This window comes from Cytophaga hutchinsonii ATCC 33406, from assembly GCF_000014145.1.
GTDB classification, from domain to species: domain Bacteria; phylum Bacteroidota; class Bacteroidia; order Cytophagales; family Cytophagaceae; genus Cytophaga; species Cytophaga hutchinsonii.
In genome coordinates, this window is record NC_008255.1 from 2,223,136 (window position 1) to 2,241,550 (window position 18,415).

Here is an 18,415-nt window from a genome sequence, read left to right on the forward strand (position 1 = left end):
TTTTTATGATATAAAATAACGTTGATTACTTACAGTTATAATAAAAATTAAGATCTGTTTCTTCTTCTTTACCGTCATGTTTATAAGTTGATACAGAACGGCTAACATAGCCCTGCGGATTTATTTCATATATATAACTATAAGTATCTGAATCATCATTATTGCTTGTCGATTTAAGTAGATTTTTATTCTCCTTACCCCCTATGCCAGGGATTAATAAATTACTATCAAAAATTCCTTTTGACAAGATAGAGGTATAGGTATTTGTAGTGATAATTATTTTACCGCCATCACGTTTCTCTTTTTCTGTAATCAGATTTCCATCCACATAGGTATTCCATGTTGTATCTTTGCCGGAATAAGTCATACCTCCTGAAACAGATTCGTATTTTTGCACTTTTTGAATATTATATCCTTCGGCATTATAGGTATAAAATATTGTATCAGATTGTTTAACCGTCCCTCCGTTAAATTCGTTGTACATAGCCAAATAATCTATCGTACCGGCAGCATTTAAATGCAAGTAAGTTGCATGCTCTCCCTCATCATCATGAATAACATATGTGATCTTATTGGTTCCATACGTATAGGTTATATAATTTCCCTCAGCGCCGGTTTCATCATAATATTGAACCTTTGAAATTCTATTTTGCTCATCGTATACCAATGCAGTGGAATCACCTATTTCACTATCTACAACATATTTCAATGTACACGTTTCTGATGCTGGTGCAGGTGTTTCATCCTCTTTATTTTTTTTACATGCAGTTGCAATAAAGAGAATCGATAATAAACAGATAGCTGATTTTAGAATATGTGTTTTCATAGTTTTTTGATTTATTGGATATTATTTTTTTACAGATAGATGAGAATAGTATTTATAAATATAAAAAAGTAGTGCCTGGCTAACATATGAAGTATAAATAAAAATCTATTCAATATTCTAAAATAATAAAAAATAAAGTACATGCAAATTTGAAAAATCGATGCTTCCTTTTACAAACACTTATAAGTTTGTATTTTAAGTTGATACATTATTTTGTTTTTTTAAATAATATCATTTGCTGAAATATACACCGCACGTTCACGCAGTTTCTGTTGCTCTTCTTTAGAAACATGTTTAAAAGCGGCAACTACATAGGCAGGAATTTGCTCTTTGAGTTTATCCATAATTCCCCAACCATCGCTGTCTTTAATCTGTTATATAAAGATGACTGAGTATCCATCCAGGTGAGGCCTGTGCTTACCTTATGGATTGCACAAACACTTTCCATCAGCTGAAAAAATTCTTTCTCATAGCCTGCTTTGCAGTATATACCATCAAAGGCCGCAAAACGAAAATCCTTGGGATTAAATAGTCTGGATAGAACCGGAATGTATGGAAGACATGTCATAATCATTTTCCCGGAAAAGCCCGCTAAATGTCTTACGATCCAATGTGCTTTGTTTACACGTATACCTGCTACTATTTCATGTTCAATTTTAAATATAAAATAATTTCCGTCGAAAAAACGCAGGTCGAAATGAGCAAGTTCGTAGTTTTTATATGCTTCCTGTAAAAGATCAAGCATTATCTGCTTATCAGGTTGTAAAAGCATCTGTGCTGCTTTATGTTTTTTAGGATAAAGCCGACTGAACGTTAGTGTTTCAAAGCTCCGTATCTTTTCAAAGCCAATATGATTAAGCAGTTTATGAGACCTCGTATTTGATGCATCTACATGGGCATAAAAAACCGAAGGCGTATGTATTTCTTTTTCAAAATATGTACGGATATTTTTTAAGATCATATTGCCGAAAATCCCACCTTGGTTTTTCGGATCAATAGAAAAATATCTGCTATACCAAAAATCAATCGTATGGTTATTTTTATGTATACTGCGTTTTGAAAAACAACAGGTACCGATAAGCTTGTCTTCTTTCTCCAGACTGAAAAATAACGGATCCGGTACCTTCATTATGTTTTGTTCGGTATCTTGATGCTGGTATGTTGTTTCTTTGGTTCCCCAACATGTGCGCTTCAGCAGATCAATAATTTTCAAATCGGGTTTATGCCGAATATATAGTTTATACAAATTCTTTTCAAAAATAATTTTCATACAATGCATGGGCTCGTAGTTTAAATATCCCTGTATTTAATCTGAAAACCAATCATCCTTAAAAGTATTATACATTACTCAATGCATTTATCTTTTGCGATCGACACAATCACAGACCGTCCATCGATACTAGTTATATTGGAAGTTGATTTCCGATTAAATCCAGACATATGTAAGAACTGGTTTTATATGCAATGGAAGATCCTGCCTGGCGACGTAGAAGCTGATAAAACAAATAGCTTCGCAGATATTGTCTGCGAAGCTATTTCAAATCTATAGTGGAATTTATAATCCGGTTATCAATGTTTATAAAAACTTGGGCAAGGCATTCTTTTCATTGGCTTACGTTTCTTTGTAGGCTTATGAATATAGGTGATGCTAAGTTCATGCGCGCCGCCCGGACCGGCAGCTGTTAATTTAGACACGGTTAAATCATAACTATATCCGAAGTTCCATGTCTTATACATCCACCCAATTAAAAACACAACAGATTCTCTGTTCGGAACTGTTTTTTCATAATGTTTGATTGGAATACCTCTATACCATATTCCAGCCATCAGATGCTGGTACATACCATACACACCTACATCCAATTGATCTGCTTTGCCCTGAGATTTGTAATGAAATGTGGGTGTAATGCTGATTTCAGTTACATCGTCTGTATATGCTAAGTATTTACGTTTAGCAAGAATGATTTTATACCCCCCCGTCAATTGGAAGTTCATTGCAAGTTTATCCGGTGCAGCACCAGCAAACGATTGCGTTGGTGTATTCAAATGCTGTACAGAAAATCCACCCCAAAGTTTATCGGAATAAACGACCGTTCCAGCTGAAAAATCAGCATACAGCTGACTGCTTATACCTGTCTGATAATTTCCTCCTCCTATGTAACTGGTAGTTGAATCTCTGAACTGACTTGGATACCGTAAACCGTTATAATCAAGGGTACGCTGTACACCAGTTGCCTGCAAACCTAAACGTGCTGTAAACTTTTCTGAAAGAGGAATTTCGTAGGAATATAAAAAAGAGAATTGCGTGGATGCATAAATACTCGCTCCCTGTATATCACGTACAATCTGAAACCCTAAACCGCTTTTGTATTTCTCTAAATACGTATCGCCGGCAGCATAATACGTTTTATAATTGGCATCAAGGCCCAGCCATTGTAAACGCGTTAATACAGTAGCTCTTGTTGCATGCACACTACCCGCAAATGCCGGATTATGAAACATTGGTACGGAATAAAATTGTGAAAATTGTATATCCTGACCTTTTGAGACATTATATGTGGTAAAACATACAACAATAAGAGTAACCAGAAATATGCGTAAGCAAATTTTACTAAACATTAATACTATATTTAGATGTAATACCTTCAAATATACGTAAATAATGTTTTTATTTCCCAATTGGAAATTTATTGATGCCATTTACCAGATAGAGTTTCTCATGAGCATTATACGTCAAGCGTTTATTTTACATAAAGAATTATGCGTTTACTTTTTATAGCTTCGTTCGTTTATTCTGAATCCGCAGATTGAAAACGTATAAATTATTAAAATTGTTGATAGTTTATATCTAAAAATTCAATTAAATAGATAAATAACTGTTACCAATTGGGTGCAAACTGTATATAATATATTAGATGGTCTATTTATTTTTATTGCTGTTTTATTTTATACTGCATACGCATATGTTGATAGAACTTTTTATTGAAAGCACGTTAGAAAAATCATATACACATAAATGTAGTGTCTTTAGTAAGAATAATTCAAGATTCTATTTTAAAAAAGCCAGTTCTTTTAAAAATACAGGTAATAAATTGAGAAGATACTCTTATACTTGTTATAAAGCTCCATAAAACTGCCTATAAACAGATAACTAACATACAATCCGGCAATTATAAAATTTTTAATGATTTTATAAGGAATAAAATTGAATAGTTACACGTACATTACGGTATAGGATTATTTCACCGAGTAATGTAGCTTTGTTTTCTATCTTTGGCTCAGATTGGCAAGAAGTTATGCAGGCATTGAATTATTTCTGGATACAACAACCAACGCGGGTTAATAATACTATTGTTGGTGATACCGGCGGATAAACCCTTTACTAAGCCATTAAATCATTCAATAAAATATTGTCAAATATTACATATAACAAAATGAAAAAAATCCTCTGCTTATTTATCCTCTCATTTATTTTTATTGTTTATGTAAATACAGAAATACAAGCGCAGTGTCCGGCTGTTCCAACCTGTACCAAAACAGCGGTTGCAGGTACGAGCTATACACTTACAGCATCCGATGTGCTTTGTATCAGTTCAAATTACAATTCAGGAAACATTACCATTAATGGCGGTACTGTTATTGTTCAATCCGGAGGTACGCTTGGTATAAGCCCTTCCATTACTACGGGAACTATAAACATAGCTACCGGAGGTACGTTGACAAGTGATATCTCAGCAAGTTCTTCTGCTACCCTTAATAATTGCGGTAAGATATCAGGCACACGTTCCATCAATCCAAACATTGCCCTTAATAACTACGGAAATAACGATGGCGCTTTGTTAAGTTTAAAACAGGATAATGGATTTACGCTTAATAACTATGGTAAAAATTTATCTGTAAGCATTGATGGAAACCCGAACGGTAACTTTACAATTAACAATGCAGTTGGTGCAACAATAACATCACTTGCTACTACCCACCCTACTTCCGGATTAAAAGCAGGTAGTGTGATAACAAATCTAGGTGCAATTAATCTTACTTCTGATATTTTGTGGGAAGGTACTATTAACAATGGTAATGCAAGTGGTTCGCAACAAGGGACAATAACAACTGCAACAGGTGTTCAGGTTGAATTCAGAGGCCCCTGGACAATAAATAATAATCCAAGTTCAACGATACAAATAGACAAAATCTATTTAAATAACCTGTCCAGTCCGGGGCAAGGTGCATTACTAAGCGATCAAAGTGTGTTGTCCGTGAATACAATCGTTGGTAACAATATTGTAAATCCTATTAAAGGAATCGGGGGATGTTCTTATTTCAAAAGTTACAATGTATTCAGTAGCACATCCAATCAAAATTTATTTTTGCAGGTTCCTCCGGGTTCAATCAGTTATTGCGGTCCTGTCCCTGTTAACAGTGCTGCTCAAACATTCGGAATTGTCAGTGTGGTTTCAAACGGAGCTACTCCGGCATTATATAGAGTTACGGTTAATTCATCAAACAATTCAGGAAGCATCAACGGTACATTAATATCTATCCGGTTTGTTACAGGAAATCAATCGAATGGTTACTGGAAGGCAAAGTTAATTTCAACAACTTCAGGAACGGCTACTTATGATTTATTAAGCCCTGATGGAGGCACCTACACATTTGACAATGCAGCTACTGCAGGAACGGGTACGTTTTACTGGACGGCATCTACATTTGGTAATGCCTATTATGCCGGTTATGATTGTAATAACCCTGCATTAACAACTAAGATTGTTACAGCCGGTCCATCACAGTCTGCCTGTGCCAATAATCCTACTGTAACCTTAGCGGGTAATTTCAGTGTAGCTCCCGGTATCGTATGGTCTGGCGGTGCAGGAACTTTTGTTCCAAACAACACTACAAAAAATGCAACCTATACGCCTACTGCAGCAGAAATAGCTGCCGGCTCTGTTACCTTAACCATAACAACTACAGGAACCACTCCCTGTAACCAGCAATCAGATAAAGTTACCATCTCATATACAACTGCACCAACCGTTAATGCAGGTCCTCCGGTAGCAGGCTGTGTTAACAATGCTTCAATAACGTTATCAGGTACAGCTGCCAATCAAACAGGTGTAACCTGGTCTGGCGGAACGGGTACCTTTTCTCCGGCCAGTTCACTAAATACAACATATACTCCTTCGGCTGCTGAAAAAACAGGAAATCCTAAAACAATCACCTTAACGTTAACGGCAAATAAAACCGGCTGTAATGCTGTTACCTCAAATGTTGATGTAACTATTAACCCAAGTCCGGTTGTTAATGCGGGACGTGATACCGTAATCTGTAAAAATGATTCATTTAATCTACAGGGTATTGTTTTGAATGCCACTGGCGGCACATGGTCTGGCGGTACAGGTACATTTACTCCGAATGCCAATTCATTAACGGCTAATTATAAACCAAGTGCCTCTGAATTAACTGGTACAAGTGTTACATTAACATTAACATCAACCGGTAATGGCGCATGTCTGGCGGTAGCAGATCAAATGATCATTAAATTTACTCCTGCACCAACCATTAAAATAACCGGTCCTTCCGATGTTTGTGAAAATAATCCGGTAATAACGTTATCCTCTGCAATAACCGATGCTACCGGACAAAGCTGGCTGGGCAGCGGTGGATCTTTTACGCCGAATACCACAACCAGCCCGATCGTTTATACACCTTCTGCCGCAGAAATATCTTTTGGATTCACGGGTATTATAGCCAAAACAACAGGCGGCAAATGTCCTCCGGTAACGGATACAATTATCGTTACATTCGGACCTGCTCCTAAAGTAGACGCCGGTCCTCCGGTTTCTATTTGTGAAAACAACCCTACCGGAAGCCTTACAGGTTCTGTAACAGGTGTATCAACCGTTACCTGGACTTCACCAACCGGCGGTTTATTTACTTCACCTACAAATCCGGTTACAAATTACATCGCGACAAGCACAGATATTACAAATGGCAGTGTTATTTTAACTGTTACTGCAACCAAGCCAACATGTAATCCGGTTACAGATCAGGTAGTGGTTACAATAACTCCTAAGCCTACTGTAAGTGCCGGTCCGGCAAGAACAGTCTGTGCAAACAATGCAACAGCAACATTTAACGGTTCTTTCACAGGTGCAACCGGAGTTGTATGGACAACATCCGGTGATGGTACGTTTGGCTCAGCTACTTCCGCAACTACAACCTATACAGCCGGACCAAATGACATTACTGCCGGAACGGTTACCTTATCCCTTACAACTACCGGTAATGGAAATTGTTTGGCTGTTGTTTCTACATCCACACTTTCAATTACACCAAGACCTACTGTAACTCCAGGCACGTATTCTGTGTGTGCGAACAATGCAACCGTTCAGCTTAATGGTGCTGTTACTATTGCTACAGGCGGAACCTGGGTTGGAGGTGCAGGTACTTTTTCTCCCGGAAGAAATGTCTTAAACCCAACCTATACACCAACTGCTGCTGAAACAGCTGCAGGCTCGTTAAGTCTTACGTTACAATCTACCGGTAATGGAAATTGTAATGCTGTTACAGGAAGTGCAGCAATAACATTCACTCCTGCTCCAACAATTACGCCAACTACGCCTGCCAATGTTTGTGCGGATGTTCCTGCAGCAACTATTACGACAACAAAAACAGTAGCTACAGGTGTACTATGGTCTGGCGGAGCCGGTACAATTGCAGTACCAACAAATTTATCTACTACCTATACACCTACTACAACTGAAATCAATGCCGGTTCTGTAACATTAACGGTTACAACAACAGGAAATGGATTATGTTCGCCGGTATCAGCTAATGTGCTTGTTAAAATAGCTCCTGCTCCAACGGTAAATGCCGGACCAAACCAGGTTGTCTGCGGAACAGTTTCCACCGTATCAAATCTTTCCGGAACTGTTACCGGTGCTACCGGCGGAACATGGACAAAAGTATCCGGTACAGGTACTTTTGGAAATGCAAACAATACATCTACCACATACACACCTTCAAATCAGGATGTGCTTAATGGTTCAGTAACATTAAAACTAACAACTACTGGAAATGGTTTATGCCAGGCGGTATCAAACACCATGACAATTACCTATACGCCTGTACCATCAATCAACGCAGGTGTTGATCAAATTGTCTGTTCAACTGAATTGCCGGTAAAACTTTCTGCTTCAGGTTCTCCTGCCAATTGGAATCCAAGTGCAGGTACATATGCAAATGCTGCTTCTTTAATTACAACCTATTCACCATCTGCAGGTGAAATTGCAGCCGGAACAGTAACCTTATCCATCAGCACAATAGCCAGCGGAGCATGCCCTGTTAAAACATCTCAACTTACCATAACAATTCCTCCGGGACCTGTTGTAAATACAGGTCCTGCATCACAAACCATGTGCGGAAGTTTGTCAGGTTATCAATTAAATGGCTCCGTTACAAATGCAACAGGAGGTTTCTGGTCAACAAGCGGAACAGGAGCATTTACACCAAATGCAAACGCACTGAACGCTATCTATACGCCTTCTGCACTTGACAGAACAAATGGTTCTGTAGTATTGACACTTACTTCAACAGGTAATGGTTCATGCCAGCAAGTCTCCAAAACAGTTACATTAACAATTACGCCTGCAATAATTGTAAGTGCAGGACCGAATCAAACACTTTGTGCGGATGTTAGCGGAATCACCTTAAATGGTTCTTTAACAACAGCTACAGGCGGTATCTGGTCTATCACTTCAGGAAGCGGATCAATTGCATCTCCGACAAGTTTGATCACGACATATAATCCAAGTGCTGCAGACATAGCTGCGGGAACAGTTTCGTTTTTATTAACATCTACCGGAAATGGCGGCTGCCCGGCTGTTACAAGCACTGTTACACATACATTAACTCCTGCTCCTACCTTAACCCAGGGTCCGGATCAATCTATTTGCGGTGACAGTGCCTATGTACAATTAAATGCAACCTTTACCGTTGCCACGGGTATTAAATGGACAAGCAATGGAACGGGAACATTTTCACCAAATAACGTAACCGCTAATGCGCGTTATACTCCATCTGCTGCAGACGTTTCAAACGGAACCGTAACTTTAACGGCAACAACAACGGGCAACGGCACATGTAATCCTGTTGTAAAAAATCTTACCATAACAATTACACCTGTTGTGTTATTGACAATTCCTTCCACCCAATCTGTTTGTCAAAACAACGCTACGGTTACATTAACAGCATCTACTAGTGCAACCGCTGTAAGCTGGACAACATCAGGCACAGGTACTTTTGCCAGCCCGACATCACCATCAACTACCTACGCACCTTCTGCTGCAGATATTGCAGCAGGTGTTGTAACATTAACAAATAAAACAACAGGTATTACCAACTGTAAAACACAAACAGGTATTGTACAGGTAATTATTGCACCTTCTCCAGTTGTTGATGCGGGCATGCCTCAAACTGTTTGCTCTACAACGCCAAGCATTTCATTAAATGGCAGCGTTCTGCATGCAGGCGGCGGTACCTGGACATCTAACGGGACAGGTACATTTGCAAATGCAAACGCACCTGTTACTACATATGCGCCATCAAAAGCAGATACTACAGCAGGTTCTGTAATATTCACATTAACGTCTACAGGCAACGGCACATGTACGCCAGTATCTAAAAATGTTACCGTTACCTTCAAAAAAGTTGCTATCGTAAATGCGGGCCCGAATCAGACAATCTGCGGCGACAGTGCTTATGTACAGCTTGCAGGCAGTATTGTTAATGCCGGCGGCGGTGTATGGACAAAATCCGGTACAGGTACGTTCATGCCAAGTACAATAGATTTAAATGCAGTCTATTCCCCAACTCCTGCAGATAAAGCAAGCGGCTCTGTAACTATTACCTTAACGTCTACATCAAATGGAGAATGCCCGGCTGTTTCAAAAAGCATGGTAATTACAATAACTCCCGCACCTGTTATCACTGTAAGTGCAGATAAAACAGTTTGTGCAAATAATGCAGTTACTAACGTAAGCGGTACATTTACCGTATCGTCAACAATTAAATGGACAACATCCGGTAGCGGTACATTTACTCCCGACAATACATCTTCTTCTGTTACCTATACCCCTTCTGCTATTGACAAAGCGGCAGGATCAGTTGTGCTTGCCATGTCAACTACAGCAAATGGAACCTGTAAACCGGCACAAGGATATTTAACCTTAACCATTACGCCTACACCCGTGTTAAATGCTGGTTTTGATAAAACAATTTGCGGTGATAGTACAGAGATTAAATTAGATCAGGCGACTGTAACAAGCGCTACAGGTGTTCAATGGTCTACAAATGGTTCAGGTGTATTCGGACCAAATAATACCGTAACACAACCAATATACTATCCTACCGCTGCAGATAAGCTGGCCGGCAAAGTCAAACTTGCTGCTGTAACAACCGGAAACGGTTCATGTCTGCCTGTTCGTGATACAATAGAAATAACAATAACACCTATACCAACGGTAAATGCAGGTTCAGATATTTCAATCTGTGCCGATACAAATAATGTAAAATTAGCCGGATCTTCTACAATAGCAGGTGGTGTGAAATGGACATCTACCGGAACCGGTACGTTTACACCAAGTGCATTTGTAGCAAATGCCAGTTATATTCCATCAAATGACCAAACAGTTACATTAACGTTAACAACTACAAATAACGGAACGTGTAAGCCGGTAAGCGATGACCTTTTGGTTTTAGTTGCACCAAAACCTGTTGTAGATGCCGGCACGGACAAAACAGTTTGTGCAAATGTAACTCAGGTACTTTTAACCGGAACTGTAACAAATGCAACCGGAGGTCTTTGGACAACAAACGGCAGTGGTTCATTTTTACCAAGCAGTTCAACCCTAACGCCAAACTACGTTCCTTCAGCTTCTGATTTATCTCTTGGAACAGTAACATTAACATTAGCTTCAACCGGAAACGGATTATGTAAAACAGTTAGCGACAATGTAACAGTAACATTTAATCCTGTGGCAACTGTTTCGGCAGGAAATGATTTACAAGCCTGTATTTCTTCAACAACTGTAAATGTGAATGGTTCGTCAACAAATGTTTCATCTGTTAACTGGCAAATTGTATCGGGTAATGGATCATTATCTACCACATCAAGCCTTGCTACAACATATAATGTATCGCCTGCAGATATTACAGCGGGCAGCGTTACACTTAGAATTACAGGCACAGCATTAAGCAGCTGTTCAAATGTTTCGGATGATGTTGTAATAACGTTTGTGACTTCTCCTCCTATTAATGCAGGCCCTGACAAAACAGTCTGCAGTACCGATTTCCCAATCGCATTAGAAGGTTCCGGATCATCTGCACAATGGTCTGGCGGTACGGGAACATTCAGCCCGAATAACCAGACATTAAATGCACTATATACACCAAGTGCGGCAGAAGTTGCAGCACATACGGTAACATTAACGTTACAGGCAATAACAAGCGGTTCTTGCCCTGCTCCATCGGACCAGGTAACATTTACAATATTAGATGGACCGCAGGTAGATGTAGATGCAGGAACCGTATCAAAAATCTGTGCCAATACACCTTCTGTAAATTTATCGGGCAGTACAACAGGTGTTAATTCTACAGGTGTTACCTGGACCACATCCGGCTCAGGAACCTTTGCAAATGTTAATACACTCAATCCTGTTTATACGCCATCCTTATCAGATAAAAATGGCGGAGAAGTTGTCATTACAATTTCATCAACGGGTAACAATGCTGCATGTAAACCTGCAACAGATACCATGCATTTAATTATTACACCGGCTCCTCAAATAAGTACAGGAGGAAATCAAACAATATGTGGAGATGCTGCTACAGTTGATATCAGTTCATCGTTCTCAAATGCAACCGGTGTCGTATGGTCAAATGTTTCAGCCAATGGATCCTATGCAAGTTCAACTTCTGCCAACACGAAATATCTTGTGGCAACTCCTGCTGATACTACTGCAGGTTCAATAACCATACAGGTTACAACAACAGGTCAGCTTCCAAGTTGTCCGGCTGCTACCGACCAGATGACCATAACCTTTACAAAAAAACCTGCTGTTTCAGCCGGTTCTCCAATCACTGTATGTACAGATACCACTTCAATTCCGTTAAATGGCAGTGTGTCTATTGCCACAGGAGGTGTATGGTCATCAGCATCCGGCGGCAGTTTTATTCCGAATGCACATCAATTAAATGCTAAATACATACCTTCTGCTGCAGACAAAGCGAGCGGAACTGTAAATTTAGTATTAACCTCTACAGGCAATGGAAGTTGTAATGCCTATTCCGGAAATGTTGCGATAACCTTAAATCCGCAGCCAACCATTTCCGGTTCTGTTCCAAACGATTCTATCTGTACGGGCAATACGGTTTCAGCTACAGCCAATGTTACTAACACAAGTTCATTGATCTGGAAAACTACCGGAACAGGTACATTCAGTACAACAACAGGTACAAGTACAATATATACACCATCTACAAGTGATGAGTTAAATGGCGGTGTTATTATATATGCATCAACAGTTGGTTCGAATCCTTGTAAAGAAATTGAAAAGTATTTTTCTATTACCATATTGAAATCTCCGGGAGCATTGGTGAATGCCGGATTTGATCAGATTGCATGTGCGGATGCCGGTTTTTTCCCATTAAACGGTATCATTGACGGATTGAGCGGTACAGGTATCTGGACGAGCTCTACCGGAAAAGGTGATTTTTACCCGGATGCAACAGATCTAAATCCGATCTTCGTTCCGGCACAGGAAGATATTGATGCGGGAGGATTAACCATTACACTTTCGACAACAAACAACAGCATCTGCCCCCCATATTCAGATGATATGATATTGACAATCAATCCGGCACCTGAGGTATCCGCAAGTGCTTCTGCAGGTGGCTTCCCACCACTGTGTGCCGACACTGCTTACATACAATTAAACCCTACGATCACAAATTCCACCGGCGGTGAATGGTCAACAACAGGAACAGGTATTTTCTCTCCAAGCATTACAGCATTAAATGCTGTATATGTCCCTTCCGCTGAAGACAGACAAAAAGGCTTAATTGGACTTACCTTAACAACAACAGGCAATGGTACATGTAATGCGTACTTTGATTTTATGACAATCCACCTAACTCCGAAACCAACCATTAATGCTGGCCCGGATAAAATTGTCTGTGCAGATCAGGTGCTTGATTTAAATGCTACTACCACAGTCGCTTCAGGGGTTGACTGGACATCATCAGGTACAGGTTTTTTCACTTCCGCTGCAAACTCATTAAATACGCAGTATATCATGTCAGACATAGATACGACCAACAGAATATTTAATGTGTTTGCAAAAACGGTTAATCAGGGGTTATGTAAACCTGTTTATGATACGGTTAGAATAACCGTACAACCTGTACCGGTAGTACTTGCTTCAGCAGACCAGATAATTTGTGCGGATGCAACCAGCATTCAGGTACGCGCTGGTATCAGGAACGCTACCGGTGTTGTATGGACAACGGATGGATTTGGCTCGTTTACACCAAATGCTTCCGGAAATCCGGTAACGTATAATCTGGCTCAGGCAGATGCAGCAAAAGGTACAATTGAATTGTATGCAACATCAGGCAATTCAGGAATCTGCAGTTCAGGAACAGATACAATTAAAGTAACCATATCGCCCACTCCAACCATTTCTGCGGGTGCACCTATTATATGTAAAACAGCACTTGGCGCTAAATTAAATGGTGTTGTAAACAGCGGAACAACAACCGGAACAACAACCTGGTCAAGCAGCGGCTCGGGTATATTTGCGGTAAATCAGTCTGTGCTGGATGCTTCGTATTATCCAACGGCAGCTGATATTGCAGCCGGCCAAGTTACACTTACACTTACTGCCTCAAATTACGGTACTTGTAACGCTGTAGCCAGTAATGCAATATTATATATAGAACCAATGCCTGTTGCAGATGCAGGCCAGGATCAATACTCTTGTGTCGGTGGTTCGGTTACGGTTTCAGCAAACAATACGCAAACAGGTGTCACGTATTCATGGACAGATAATGCGAGTGTGATTGTACAACCTGCCAATGCAAAATCACATACCTTTGTTGTTTCAGCTACAACACAACGTATCTTGTTAGCAGAAGATGCAAAAGGCTGTGTAGCCAGTGATACGGTAAATATTACAACCTTTGAGCTGCCTCAATTTACACTGCCGGCAATAGCTTGTTACAGTGAAAATTTAATGGTACAGTCCAACCCTTCTCCACAACCAACTGTACCTGGCATTTATCAATGGTTTGACGGCGGTACCATAATGACCGGCGAAAACAAATCGTTCTTAATTGTTCCGGACACAGGTACATATAAAATCGAATTCTCATTTGCTAATTGTGCGGCAGATGATCAGGTAGTTGTTAAGCCGGCACCAACTATTACAGCAGCAGATATTATAGCGTGTGGAAACGGAACATTAACGGCCAGTACTACTACTCCGGGTGCTACAATTGCCTGGAGCTTAAATGGAACAGCTGTAGGTTCCGGATCTCCGATAACAATTACATCTTCTGCTAACGATACCATAAAATATGATATTCGCGTAACCAACCCGGCTACTACTTGTTTCAATACAGATAGTGTATATGTAATTGGCTTACCTATTCCGCAAATGGTTGAACTGGATTCTACTTCGTGTATTGGTTTGACTGTTGAGTTAACGGCTATACCAACCAATATTCCTAATCTGGATCAATTCCTGGATATTAAATACGACTGGAGAAAAAATAGTGGCGCTATATTCTCTCAGTCTCCAACAGTAATCGTTAATTCAGCGGGTACATTTAAAGGAGCGATGACTATAGGACAATGTAAAGATACTTCTACCAACAATATTTCATTCTCCGAATATCCTACGTCTACCTTGCCGGATAGCTATACGTATTGTCCGGAGACGGATAAAAAAGTTGTGCTGAATCCAGGTACACTACCTAATACAACCTATACCTGGAACAATGGATTTATCGGTAATATGAATACGGTTTCTCCTAAAGATGATTCAACATATGTTGTTACCGTCACCAATCAATTTTTCTGTTCGATCACAGATCAGACAATTGTGTATACCATCTGTGCTCCTGTTATAGATGTACCTACTGCATTTACACCTGACATTACAGGCAGTGGTGATCAGACATTCAGAGGTTTTGGTAAATATGAGACGAATTATAAAATGATGGTATTTAACCGTTGGGGTGAAGTAATCTTTATTTCAAATGATAAGTTAGTTGGCTGGGACGGTACGTATCTTGGAGCACCAGCACAATCGGGTGTATATCCTTGGATCGTTACATATGAAGGCCGTGCCCAATATAAAGGTCCGTACAAAAAAACAGGCCAGGTAACCTTGATCAGATAGTGAAATTTCATTCACATAAAAAAAAGGGACTCAAATTGAGTCCCTTTTTTTTATGTGAATGAAATAAGTGAGAGTTTAGACTAATTATAATAAAAACAAATAATTTTATACATTCATTGCCATGAGATAATATCCTTTATTAAAACTGGGATTCTTATTGATGATAAAACAGTTGATTATTTTCATTTTTCGCTTTATTAAATTTTTTTATTTCAAAACGATCAATTATGAAATGTTGGGATATAGAATTTGGATAGTTTTGGTCAATAATACCATGATATCCTTTACCATTTGCTAATTTGAAAGTATATATTCTTTCATTACCTATTTCAAATAATTCATTTTGATTCATAATACTTTAAATTAAAATTTAATATAATCCAAGTAACGATATAACTATCAATAAAAAAAAATGAGTTTTTAACGTTTTTTGAATAGAAGATTATGCTGAATACAAATAGAAAAATGATAGCAGAATATTATGCCAAGTAGTATATAATTTAACTGTTTCTGATCTATCTGATTTATCTTCTTAATAAATTAAAATCCAGGGAATTCCTTTTGAAGTATAGTTAGATTGACCTGAATTATGATCGTTAATTCTTCTCTCATAATTATTGGTCTGACCAACATAATACTTTTTAAGAGAAACACTATATAGAATATATACTGTAAACATAAGATAAAAATAAAAGCAAAAAGACTCAAGTTTCCTTGAGCCTTTAAATGTCGGGGTGGCAAGATTCGAACTTGCGACCTCCTGGTCCCAAACCAGGCGCGATGACCGGACTACGCTACACCCCGAACTACAAAAACAACAACACTAAACGAACAAGACATTAAAAAAAGGAGCGAATCTATCGTTCCTTTACAATCTGTGATCCCGAAGCGATTCGAACGCTTGACCTACTGCTTAGAAGGCAGTTGCTCTATCCAGCTGAGCTACGGGATCAATACTAGTATTCAAACCTTACAACAAGGCCCTCAATTAAATGAAAAAAGTTTCAAGTAAACCTGAAACTTTGGTAAAAGAAATGTCGGGGTGGCAAGATTCGAACTTGCGACCTCCTGGTCCCAAACCAGGCGCGATGACCGGACTACGCTACACCCCGAACTAAGGATTACTCCTTTAACTTTTAAAGAACTTCAAGCTTTCGCTTTTTACTTTTGAGGAGATGCCGCTGTAAGGCTGAAATCTCTTCTAACTGTGGAGAGGGAGGGATTCGAACCCTCGGTACGCTTTAACACGTACGGCAGTTTAGCAAACGGCTACTTTCGGCCTCTCAGTCACCTCTCCTTAAAAGTTTCACAAAGGTAGTATTTTGTTTGTAATAAACCATAGTATAGTCCAAAAGATTTCCACAAATATTTAATTTTTGAATTGTAAAAGGCAATTCGTAGCTTGGAAATTAATCTGTTACCATGCATTTCCACTCTCCCATTTCCTGGTTCATTTATGCATCCGCAGGTATTTTTCTGCTGATTAATATTATCTATTTTTTCCGCATCAACCGTATCGCCAAAAAAACCCGCGCAACATTACGTTACCGCATATACATCAAATTTGCCCTTCGCAGCATTGCAATTTCCTGTCTCTTAATTGCTTTACTTGGCCCATCATTCGGAAAAAGTAAAAGTGAAATTACCATACGGTCTAAAAACATACTGTTCATTCTGGATGTTTCCCTTTCAATGGATGCCCGTGATGTTTCTCCCAGCAGGCTGGAAAAAGCACATACCATTATTCATAACATTGTAAATCAAAACCCTACCGATCAATATGGTTTAATCAGCTATGCCTCCGGAGCAACGATTCAATGTCCGTTAACATTTGATACACAAACGTTTTTAGCCTTTTCGCAGACTGCTACTACTTCCTTGTTTGACTATACCGGAACAAATACGTACGATGCCTTACGTATGGCCAACAACTATCTGACTACTTATAAAAAAGAAGGCAATTTAAAACCCTGTGTAGTGATCATGCTTTCTGATGGTGAAGGTATTACACAGGATGTACAACAGATTAAAACCGATGCATTTTCAGATTTCAATATTGTTGGCATCGGTACCGAAGTTGGTAGCCGGATTCCCTATCATAAATCGTATAAGAAAAATAAAAACGGCGATGATGTAATTTCCATGCTGCAAAAGGAATCGTTGAATGCCTTGTCTGTATCCACCAAAGCAACCTATTACGAAGTGAGTAACAGTCAAAATAACGAACCGGCTCTGTATACTGCTATACGAAATTATAAAGGTAAAAATGAAGGTATTTCTAAAATTGAAGTAGCGGGAAATAAGTTTTACTATTTCTTATATGTTGCCATCGCTTTAATTATATTAGACATATTAATTACTGTAAAAACAGTTGAAATATAATGATCAAGCTGCTCTTATTTCTTTCTGTATTTTCTTCCCCGTGGTTTTATTTCAATAAAATTCAACGTGCAAACACGTTAAAGAAACAAGCTGCGGAGGCCTATTCTACGCATTTTTATTCGGATGCAATCATGTATTATGATGAATTGCTTGCTAAATATGAACCCAATTCTGATCACGTTAAAATTAATTTAGCACATGCATATTACAGATCTCAGGATTATAATAATGCAAGTAAATTGTATACAGAATTAACTATCGGCTCAGAGCCTGGCATACGTTCAACTGCACTTTGTCAATTAGGTATTATTCAGCACCGCACCAAACATTATAAACTTGCCTTGTTTTATTTCAAAGAAGCCCTGCGTGTAAATCCGGGAAATAAAACGGCCGCATTTAATTATGAGTTTTTAAAAATCACCCTGCGGAAAGAAACAAATACAGACGGCCAATCCGGTTCAAAAAAAGGCGATAATGAATCTTCCAAAAAGAAAGAAGATACTACTCCAAACAATACCCTGTCTACACAAAATACTTTTGACGCAAACGGAACGAGTGAGTCTACCATGTATTACCGCATGCTGTATGAACAACAGCGTCTGAGTAAGCAACGTGCAGAAAAAATTCTTCAGTATATTCAGGAACAGGAAATGCAATATTACAATCAATTGCAAAAACATGTTCCGCATGATGCAAACAAACCGGATTGGTAGTTAATTATGAGTTATGAATTATAAATGATGAATTG

General features: G+C 39.0%; 8 protein-coding genes and 4 tRNA genes. 3 read left to right on the top strand and 9 right to left on the bottom strand.

Going from position 1 to position 18,415, the window contains the following annotated elements:
• Positions 1-25 precede the first annotated feature (25 nt).
• The 3 genes from CHU_RS09290 to CHU_RS09305 all read right to left on the bottom strand — a co-directional run bounded on the left by CHU_RS09290 (position 26) and on the right by CHU_RS09305 (position 3,445).
• Complete coding sequence (locus CHU_RS09290; RefSeq protein ID WP_011585285.1) at positions 26-826, bottom strand: hypothetical protein; 801 nt, start codon at positions 824-826, stop codon at positions 26-28.
• Between the two features lie 307 nt (positions 827-1,133).
• Complete coding sequence (locus CHU_RS09295) at positions 1,134-2,096, bottom strand: GNAT family N-acetyltransferase (RefSeq protein WP_187148213.1); 963 nt, start codon at positions 2,094-2,096, stop codon at positions 1,134-1,136.
• Positions 2,097-2,395: 299 nt separating this feature from the next.
• On the bottom strand, positions 2,396-3,445 hold the full coding sequence (locus CHU_RS09305) for a PorP/SprF family type IX secretion system membrane protein (RefSeq protein ID WP_011585287.1): 1,050 nt from the start codon (positions 3,443-3,445) through the stop codon (positions 2,396-2,398).
• An 815-nt stretch (positions 3,446-4,260) separates the two neighbouring features.
• Here CHU_RS09305 and CHU_RS09310 point away from each other — a divergent pair.
• Complete coding sequence (locus CHU_RS09310; protein ID WP_143144037.1) at positions 4,261-15,285, top strand: gliding motility-associated C-terminal domain-containing protein; 11,025 nt, start codon at positions 4,261-4,263, stop codon at positions 15,283-15,285.
• Positions 15,286-15,439: 154 nt separating this feature from the next.
• Here the strand turns inward: CHU_RS09310 and CHU_RS09315 are convergent, their stop codons facing one another.
• The 6 genes from CHU_RS09315 to CHU_RS09335 all read right to left on the bottom strand — a co-directional run bounded on the left by CHU_RS09315 (position 15,440) and on the right by CHU_RS09335 (position 16,582).
• Positions 15,440-15,637 (bottom strand): hypothetical protein, encoded by a 198-nt coding sequence (locus CHU_RS09315; protein ID WP_011585290.1) that lies wholly within the window; start codon positions 15,635-15,637, stop codon positions 15,440-15,442.
• A gap of 180 nt (positions 15,638-15,817) precedes the next feature.
• Complete coding sequence (locus tag CHU_RS19935; protein ID WP_081428658.1) at positions 15,818-15,964, bottom strand: GIY-YIG nuclease family protein; 147 nt, start codon at positions 15,962-15,964, stop codon at positions 15,818-15,820.
• Between the two features lie 50 nt (positions 15,965-16,014).
• Positions 16,015-16,089, bottom strand: a tRNA-Pro gene (locus tag CHU_RS09320).
• A gap of 74 nt (positions 16,090-16,163) precedes the next feature.
• A tRNA-Arg gene (locus CHU_RS09325) sits at positions 16,164-16,237 on the bottom strand.
• A gap of 85 nt (positions 16,238-16,322) precedes the next feature.
• Positions 16,323-16,397, bottom strand: a tRNA-Pro gene (locus CHU_RS09330).
• Positions 16,398-16,493: 96 nt separating this feature from the next.
• Positions 16,494-16,582, bottom strand: a tRNA-Ser gene (locus tag CHU_RS09335).
• A gap of 125 nt (positions 16,583-16,707) precedes the next feature.
• Here CHU_RS09335 and CHU_RS09340 point away from each other — a divergent pair.
• Both CHU_RS09340 and CHU_RS09345 read left to right on the top strand, forming a co-directional pair.
• The gene (locus CHU_RS09340; RefSeq protein ID WP_011585291.1) at positions 16,708-17,667 is read left to right on the top strand and encodes a VWA domain-containing protein; all 960 of its coding nucleotides are present in this window, start codon (positions 16,708-16,710) and stop codon (positions 17,665-17,667) included.
• Positions 17,667-18,380, top strand: a complete 714-nt coding sequence (locus CHU_RS09345; RefSeq protein WP_011585292.1) for a tetratricopeptide repeat protein — start codon at positions 17,667-17,669, stop codon at positions 18,378-18,380. The genes CHU_RS09340 and CHU_RS09345 overlap by 1 nt, the downstream gene beginning before the upstream one ends.
• Positions 18,381-18,415 lie beyond the last annotated feature (35 nt).

Coding starts and splice junctions, on each gene's coding strand:
- CHU_RS09290 (WP_011585285.1), bottom strand. CDS start 826: ATGAAAACACATATTCTAAAATCAGCTATCTGTTTATTATCGATTCTC.
- CHU_RS09315 (WP_011585290.1), bottom strand. CDS start 15,637: ATGAATCAAAATGAATTATTTGAAATAGGTAATGAAAGAATATATACT.
- CHU_RS19935 (WP_081428658.1), bottom strand. CDS start 15,964: ATGTTTACAGTATATATTCTATATAGTGTTTCTCTTAAAAAGTATTAT.
- CHU_RS09340 (WP_011585291.1), top strand. CDS start 16,708: ATGCATTTCCACTCTCCCATTTCCTGGTTCATTTATGCATCCGCAGGT.
- CHU_RS09295 (WP_187148213.1), bottom strand. CDS start 2,096: ATGAAAATTATTTTTGAAAAGAATTTGTATAAACTATATATTCGGCAT.
- CHU_RS09310 (WP_143144037.1), top strand. CDS start 4,261: ATGAAAAAAATCCTCTGCTTATTTATCCTCTCATTTATTTTTATTGTT.
- CHU_RS09345 (WP_011585292.1), top strand. CDS start 17,667: ATGATCAAGCTGCTCTTATTTCTTTCTGTATTTTCTTCCCCGTGGTTT.
- CHU_RS09305 (WP_011585287.1), bottom strand. CDS start 3,445: ATGTTTAGTAAAATTTGCTTACGCATATTTCTGGTTACTCTTATTGTT.